General features: G+C 53.6%; 5 protein-coding genes and 1 tRNA gene. 3 read left to right on the top strand and 3 right to left on the bottom strand.

The genetic code is table 11. The annotated features are described in order from the left end of the window. Positions 1-55: 55 nt before the first annotated feature. Positions 56-753 (top strand): IS1-like element IS1B family transposase gene (locus OGV65_RS19885; protein WP_095033700.1). Its coding sequence is split into 2 segments (ribosomal slippage): positions 56-305 and positions 305-753, totalling 699 coding nucleotides; the frame shifts between segments, so codons are not numbered across the junction. A gap of 163 nt (positions 754-916) precedes the next feature. Here OGV65_RS19885 and mscM read toward each other — a convergent pair. The 3 genes from mscM to rsgA all read right to left on the bottom strand — a co-directional run bounded on the left by mscM (position 917) and on the right by rsgA (position 6,362). Then, positions 917-4,231, bottom strand: a complete 3,315-nt coding sequence (gene mscM, locus OGV65_RS19880; protein ID WP_141876167.1) for a miniconductance mechanosensitive channel MscM — start codon at positions 4,229-4,231, stop codon at positions 917-919. A 17-nt stretch (positions 4,232-4,248) separates the two neighbouring features. Continuing rightward, positions 4,249-5,217, bottom strand: a complete 969-nt coding sequence (gene asd / locus OGV65_RS19875) for an archaetidylserine decarboxylase (RefSeq protein ID WP_016155504.1) — start codon at positions 5,215-5,217, stop codon at positions 4,249-4,251. A 92-nt stretch (positions 5,218-5,309) separates the two neighbouring features. Continuing rightward, positions 5,310-6,362, bottom strand: coding sequence for a small ribosomal subunit biogenesis GTPase RsgA (gene rsgA, locus OGV65_RS19870; protein WP_286455363.1), 1,053 nt, complete (start codon positions 6,360-6,362; stop codon positions 5,310-5,312). Between the two features lie 105 nt (positions 6,363-6,467). Here rsgA and orn point away from each other — a divergent pair, with 105 nt between their 5' ends. Together orn and OGV65_RS19860 are read left to right on the top strand one after the other, a co-directional pair. Next, complete coding sequence (orn, locus tag OGV65_RS19865; RefSeq protein ID WP_016151407.1) at positions 6,468-7,013, top strand: oligoribonuclease; 546 nt, start codon at positions 6,468-6,470, stop codon at positions 7,011-7,013. Between the two features lie 240 nt (positions 7,014-7,253). Then, positions 7,254-7,329, top strand: a tRNA-Gly gene (locus OGV65_RS19860). Positions 7,330-7,331: the final 2 nt, after the last annotated feature.

Genomic DNA, 7,331 nt, shown 5'->3' with positions numbered 1-7,331 from the left:
GGTGATGCTGCCAACTTACTGATTTAGTGTATGATGGTGTTTTTGAGGTGCTCCAGTGGCTTCTGTTTCTATCAGCTGTCCCTCCTGTTCAGCTACTGACGGGGTGGTGCGTAACGGCAAAAGCACTGCCGGACATCAGCGCTATCTCTGCTCTCACTGCCGTAAAACATGGCAACTGCAGTTCACTTACACCGCTTCTCAACCCGGTACGCACCAGAAAATCATTGATATGGCCATGAATGGCGTTGGATGCCGGGCAACCGCCCGCATTATGGGCGTTGGCCTCAACACGATTTTCCGCCATTTAAAAAACTCAGGCCGCAGTCGGTAACCTCGCGCATACAGCCGGGCAGTGACGTCATCGTCTGCGCGGAAATGGACGAACAGTGGGGATACGTCGGGGCTAAATCGCGCCAGCGCTGGCTGTTTTACGCGTATGACAGGCTCCGGAAGACGGTTGTTGCGCACGTATTCGGTGAACGCACTATGGCGACGCTGGGGCGTCTTATGAGCCTGCTGTCACCCTTTGACGTGGTGATATGGATGACGGATGGCTGGCCGCTGTATGAATCCCGCCTGAAGGGAAAGCTGCACGTAATCAGCAAGCGATATACGCAGCGAATTGAGCGGCATAACCTGAATCTGAGGCAGCACCTGGCACGGCTGGGACGGAAGTCGCTGTCGTTCTCAAAATCGGTGGAGCTGCATGACAAAGTCATCGGGCATTATCTGAACATAAAACACTATCAATAAGTTGGAGTCATTACCGGAGAAGACAGCGCGGTATCTGGCAATATTCTGTCATGGCGGCTCTCCTGCTTTTTTGGTTATGGCGTTTTATCATTAGATATCAATTATGCTGGTAAATAAGACGCTGGGTAGTGTAAGCACACCTCACGTCTTATTGTGGCATGACTTACAAACTCCCCGCCGGGCGACTGCTTCTGCCCGCAGAACTTAAGGTTCTTCCCGTTTGCTTACCGCCGAGGCTCTCCAGACGCATCTGGAACGGTGGGAACGGCATATCGATACCGTGCTCGCGGAAGCCTGCCAGAATCAACTGGTGGATTTCGTGGCGCAGCGGCATACGATGCCCCATTTCAGCGGCATAAATACGCAGTTCGAAGATTTGAATCCCTTGCTGCAGGTCAACCAGGAAGACTTCTGGTGCCGGGTTATCGATAACCAGCGAGCAGCGTTGTGCGGCAGTAAGCAGGATCTGCGTAACCTCCTCGCTGTTAGCCTCCGACGGTGCCGGGATGGTTAATACCACACGGGTGACCGAATCCGATAACGACCAGTTGATAAACTGCTCGGTGATAAAGGCTTTGTTGGGGACGATGATCTCTTTGCGGTCCCAGTCGCTGATGGTCGTGGCGCGGGTATTAATTTTCGTCACGCTACCGGTAAGATCGCGAATCGTCACCGTGTCGCCAATGCGGATTGGTTTTTCAAACAGGATAATCAGGCCGGAAATAAAGTTGGCGAAGATCTCCTGCAAACCAAAGCCCAGACCGACACCGAGAGCCGCTACCAGCCATTGCAGTTTGGACCACTCAATACCGATCATTGAGAAGCCAACCAGACCGCCAATCAGCATCAGCAGGTACTTGGTGATGGTGGTGATGGCGTAACCGGTGCCGGGGGTTAAATCGAGATGTTGCAGTAGCGCCAGCTCAAGCAGCGCGGGCAGGTTGCGCACTAACTGGGTAGTGATGATAAACACCAGGATTGCGATAAGCACTGCACCCAGCGTTATCGGCTCTAAACTTTCCACACCCTGCACCGTGGAGGTGACATCCCACAACGAGATATTTTCCAGGAAGCCGAAAGCGGAATGAATTTCTGACCACAGCACAATGACCGAGAGCAGGGCGATAAGCATCAGGATAGAGCGCACCAGGCGCAGTGATTGCGCGCTGATAGCATCCAGATCCACTTCGCTTTCATCAACATCAATCGTGCCTTCAAGGCTGGTGGAATGCGCTGGTTCTTCTTCACCCCGTGCGCGCTGCGCCAGCATTTCAGCACGTCGATGCTTGGCGCGGTCAAACGCCAGCCGGCGGCGCTGGATCAGCATCCAGCGGCGGATAACGTGATACACCACCAGTAACAAGAACCAGATAGCTACGGACGTTTCCAGACGCGCCAGTAAAGCTTGCGACGTGGCGAGATAGCCCACTGCCGCAGCGAGAATGGCAATCAGCGGTGCGCCCATCAGCATATTCCACAGCATGCTGTTGACCATGTTATCGCTGTTGCCTTCTTTATCGAGGTACAGCGGTATCCCGGCGCGTTTCAGGCTCAGGGTCACGACCGCCAGCGCACCGCAAATCAGAATAAAGCACAGACGCCCCAGTGAGGCGGAGAATTCCCGGTCATTGAGATTATCAAACATAATCACCGCCATGATCAGCGGCACAATCAGCCCGATACTCATCAGGTAATAGTGCATGGCTTTCGCGACGCGGTTACGCGGCCAGCCAAAGTGGGCAATGAACAGACCGTTGGGACGCGCAAAGGTGGCGCAAATCATTACTGCCCACAGCATGGGCACCGTGGCGGTAACGCCATCGCCGATAGCGACAGCCAGTGGATAAGGCCAGGCTTCCTGCAATCCGTAACCGAGCGTTGCCCACAGCACCGGCAACGGAGAAGCGACGAGTATCGACCAGAACACCGTGCGTATTGTCAGCCAGAAGTGGTCCTGGGTGACTTTCCCGACCCGCGCAGATGAACGCTCCAGAAAACGGGTGAAGTGTTTGCGCGAAGAGAGGCTAAAGCCAACCAGCACCAATGCCGCGAAAAGCGGCAGCAGCGTTTCTTTGCTGGTCAGCATCATGATGCTGGCTTTGCCCAACTGATTAAACGTATCTAATGAGATCAGACGCCGCAGATCCTGGACGATGTCGACAGGCCAGGAGAGGGAGATGGGGCTAACGTCCGACGTCCAGAACAGATAACGGTGCGTTGCTTCGTTGACCTCTTTTAGCGCATCTTCCAGTTGGCTATTAGAGACTTTGAGCTTGGTCAGCTCAAGGATCAGCGTATCGCCGCCCTGTAACAAAGAGTTCAACAGCTCACGCTGGGTGCGTAACTGGGCGTTGAGAATGCTGCTCTGTTCAGCGGTCAGCGGTTGTCCATCGGCCTGATGAATCTGACGCAACTGCGGCTGTTTGTTGAGGAGATCCTCATAGCGCATACGGTGCACGCGAAGCTGCGCCATTTCGGTATCCAACTGCTGAGGCTTGGGCATTTCCGGTAAACGGGATACCTGCGCGCGCAGTGCTTCTCCCAGCATATTTGAGACCCCAAGCCACTGAGACTGCTCTCGCAGCGTATTCAATGCCTGGCGCACCTGTAGCGTTTGGCTGGCGGCTTGACGCTGTTGCGAGGCGACCAGGTCCATACGTTGCGCCTGCTGGTTTAATGCCTGAGACAGTTCGCGGTTAACCTTGAACTGGTCGATAATACCTTCCGGCAGTCCCGCGCTGTTTTCCGCCAATAGTTCGGTGCTTTCCAGCGCTCGCTCTGCCTCACGCTGACGTTGACTGTTGAGCTGGTTGCGCAAAGCCTGCAGGTAAGTATCGAGCTGCTGGCTCTGTTTTTCCGCCAGCTCTGAGCGCATACGCGCCAGCTCCTGGCGGTTATTAGCGGAAAGCTGCGCCAGCTCCAGTTCATCGACCAGGGCTTTGAGTTTGGCGGATTCAGCCTGCATCGCCTGATTCTGCGCGGGATTAGAGTTGGCGGTACCAATACGTCGCTCAAGCTCATTTAGCTGGCGGCGGGCATCGGTTTGCTGTTGAGGAAGCTGGCTTAACGAGTCGGCGATTTCCCGGGCGCGATCCTGCTCCTGCTGGGCCTGACGACTCTTTTCCAACAGTTGGCTGCTGACCTGGAGGATCTCTTGGTTTAACGCATCGGTGGTGAGTCCGGTTGGCACATTGCGCGGTTCGTCGCGCAGGTTGCTAAGCTGCGCGCGTAATGTTGCGGACAGCTTGGGGAAGTTATCAATAACTTGCTGATATTGCTGGGCACGCTCGAGAGAACCTTTACGCTCCTCGAGGGCATTCAGCGCGGACTGGAGCGCCTCGACGGTTTCTGGCTGAGCAGGTTTCGCCGCTTTTGCCTGCTCCAGTTCCTGGGTGAGTTGTTTGGCATCGGGGGCCGTCGCAGCGTACGCCCCCAGGCTGAGGCACCAGGCCATCAGAAAAGTGATAATCAGGCGCACAGCAGCGATTCCTATGTTTAACTTTCGTCTTTTTTGTCGTCAACCAGCGGGCTGGCGTCGTGTTCTGCTTCGATTTCTTCTTTCGCAAGCGGGGCTGGTTCTGCCTCTGGCGTCACGAATGTCTCGGTCGAGATGGCCATTGGCTGGCCGATTTTGGTCACAGAAAGGTCCTGTAACTGCTCAACCAGGTTAACTTTACCAGGCGCGAACAGGTTGATAACGGTGGAACCGAGCTTAAAGCGGCCCATTTCCTGACCTTTCAGCAGTGCCACCGACCCTTCGCTTTCGCCTTCCGGCCAGGTCCAGCGTTTGATGACGCCTTCACGCGGTGGGGTAATGGTGCCAGCCCATGCGGTTTCAATACTGCCGACGATGGTCGCGCCGACCAGAATCTGCACCATCGGGCCAAATTCGGTATCAAACAGACAGATTACGCGTTCGTTGCGTGCAAACAGGTTTGGAACGTTTTGCGCAGTCAGGATATTTACAGAGAAGAGATCGCCTGGCACGTACATCATTTCACGCAGGATACCGTTACACGGCATATGTACACGGTGGTAATCGCGTGGAGATAAGTAAGTGGTCACAAACGTACCGTTGCGGAATTTGTCCGCCATCTGGTAGTTGCCGGCCAGCAGTGCTTCAAGGGTATAGCTGTGCCCTTTGGCTTGCAGCAGTTTGTCTTCTTCGATGTTTCCTAACTGGTTAATCACGCCGTCAGCAGGCATGACCAGTACGTTTGGATCGGTGTTAATCGGGCGAACGTCGTCGCGCAGTGGGCGAACAAAGAAGTCGTTAAAGGTGCGATAGCTGGCGGTGTCCGGTTTTTGCGCCTCTTTCATATCGACCTTGTAATATTTCACGAACAGATCGATAACCAGTTTAGTCAGCCATCCTGCTCGTTTGCTCGCACCCCAACCCGCCAGGCGAGTGAGCCATAGTTTCGGCAGAATGTATTGTAGCGAAAGCTTAAATGAGTTTAACAAGGTAGCCTCCAGGCCATAATTTGTTCCCGATCCGGCATACGGGCCGGATCCTGAAAAAAGGGGGACGATTCTAGCGATGCTTAGCTTAGTTGTCAGTTGTCTGTATCAGAAAAGTTTTTACGTGTTTTTACCTGCGCCATGCTTTCCAGGATGCGGTGATAATTTTCAAACCGAGTTTCAGCTATTGCCCCTTTTTCTACGGCCTCACGGATAGCGCAGCCTGGATCGGTATCATGCTTGCAGTCGCGGTATTTGCAGTGGCCCAGGTAGTCATGGAATTCGACAAAACCATGTGTGATTTGTTCCGGCTCCAGATGCCACAACCCGAACTCACGTACGCCAGGGGAGTCGATAACGTCGCCACCGTGCGGGAAATGATACAGGCGAGAGGCAGTGGTGGTGTGCTGTCCAAGGCCGGAGTTGTCGGAGACATCGTTGGTCAGGATCTCTTCCTGCAGACCGAGAAGATTATTGAGCAGGCTAGATTTACCAACGCCCGACTGACCGGCAAAAATGCTGATGCGATCGGTTAATGCTTCTTCAAGCGGTTTCAGGCCGTCTTTCGTGCGGCTTGATACCATCAACACGCGATAGCCAATGTGGCGATAAATATCCATCTGTTCGTTAACAAAGGCCATGCCTTTGTCATCCAGCAGATCGATCTTATTCAATACGATAATTGGTTCAACGTGTAGCGTTTCACAGGCTACCAGATACCGGTCGATAATATTGAGTGACAGCTCGGGTAAGATGGCTGAGACAATAACGATCTGGTTGATGTTGGCGGCAATGGGTTTCACCCCGTCGTAAAAGTCGGGACGTGTCAGTACCGAGGTACGCTCGTGTACCGCCTCAACGATGCCTTTGACATTCACGCCTTCTGCTGCTGCTTTTCCCGGGCGCCAGACAACGCGATCGCCGGTCACCAGCGAGCGAATTGTACGGCGGATGTTGCAGCGGTGAATCTCACCGTCAGCAGATTCCACGTCGGCATGCATGCCAAAACGGCTGATTACGATGCCTTCAGCGGTTTCGCCAAACAGGTTGTCGTCGTAGTCTGGCTTCTCCGTGGACGTTTTCAGACGACGCTGGTGATTGGCGTTCACACGGCGCTGTTGGCCTTTGGAGAGTTTATTCTTACTCAATCGGACTGACTCCTGGTCGCCCATAATGGGCAAAACATTTATGATACACGCAATTTTAGATGAATATAGTCACACTGAATGTGACGCTGAAGGGTGGAAAATAGCATGAGTGCCAATGAAAACAACCTGATTTGGATCGATCTGGAGATGACAGGTCTGGATCCCGAGCGCGATCGCATAATTGAGATAGCCACGCTGGTGACGGATGCCAACCTGAATATTCTGGCTGAAGGGCCGACAATTGCGGTGCACCAGTCCGACGAACAGCTGGCATTAATGGATGACTGGAACGTACGTACGCATACCGGTAGTGGGCTAGTGGATCGCGTGAAGGCGAGCACCATGGGGGATCGTGAAGCTGAACTGGCTACGCTGGCTTTTTTGAAAGAGTGGGTTCCAGAAGGGAAATCACCTATCTGCGGCAACAGCATCGGTCAGGATCGTCGTTTCCTGTTTAAATACATGCCGGAGCTGGAGGCGTATTTCCATTATCGCTATCTTGACGTCAGTACGCTGAAAGAGCTGGCGCGTCGTTGGAAGCCGGAAATTCTTGCTGGCTTCACCAAGCAGGGAACGCATCAGGCGATGGACGATATTCGTGAATCTGTTGCTGAGCTTGCTTACTATCGCGAACATTTTATTAAGCTTTGATTTTGTGGATGGCCGGACGGCGCTGTGGCTTACCCGGCCTACGAATATCGTTCCTGTGCGCTTGCACTGAGGCTGGATTGTCGCTAAATTAGACGACTTGCCGATAAATTCAGCACTTAAACAGAAAAACGAAAAAATCGCTTTTAGGGGGGTTGCAGCTAAACGGATTTCTCGTATAATGCGCCTCCCGTAACGACAGAGAATTACACGTTACGGCAGCAGCAAAAGCAGTACAAATTTGCGGGAATAGCTCAGTTGGTAGAGCACGACCTTGCCAAGGTCGGGGTCGCGAGTTCGAGTCTCGTTTCCCGCTCCAAA

The organism is Citrobacter sp. Cb004 (genome assembly GCF_030337065.1).
Taxonomy (GTDB): domain Bacteria; phylum Pseudomonadota; class Gammaproteobacteria; order Enterobacterales; family Enterobacteriaceae; genus Citrobacter; species Citrobacter braakii.
The sequence above is the reverse complement of the archived record's forward strand: the minus strand, read 5'-3'. Positions and strand labels throughout refer to the sequence as shown.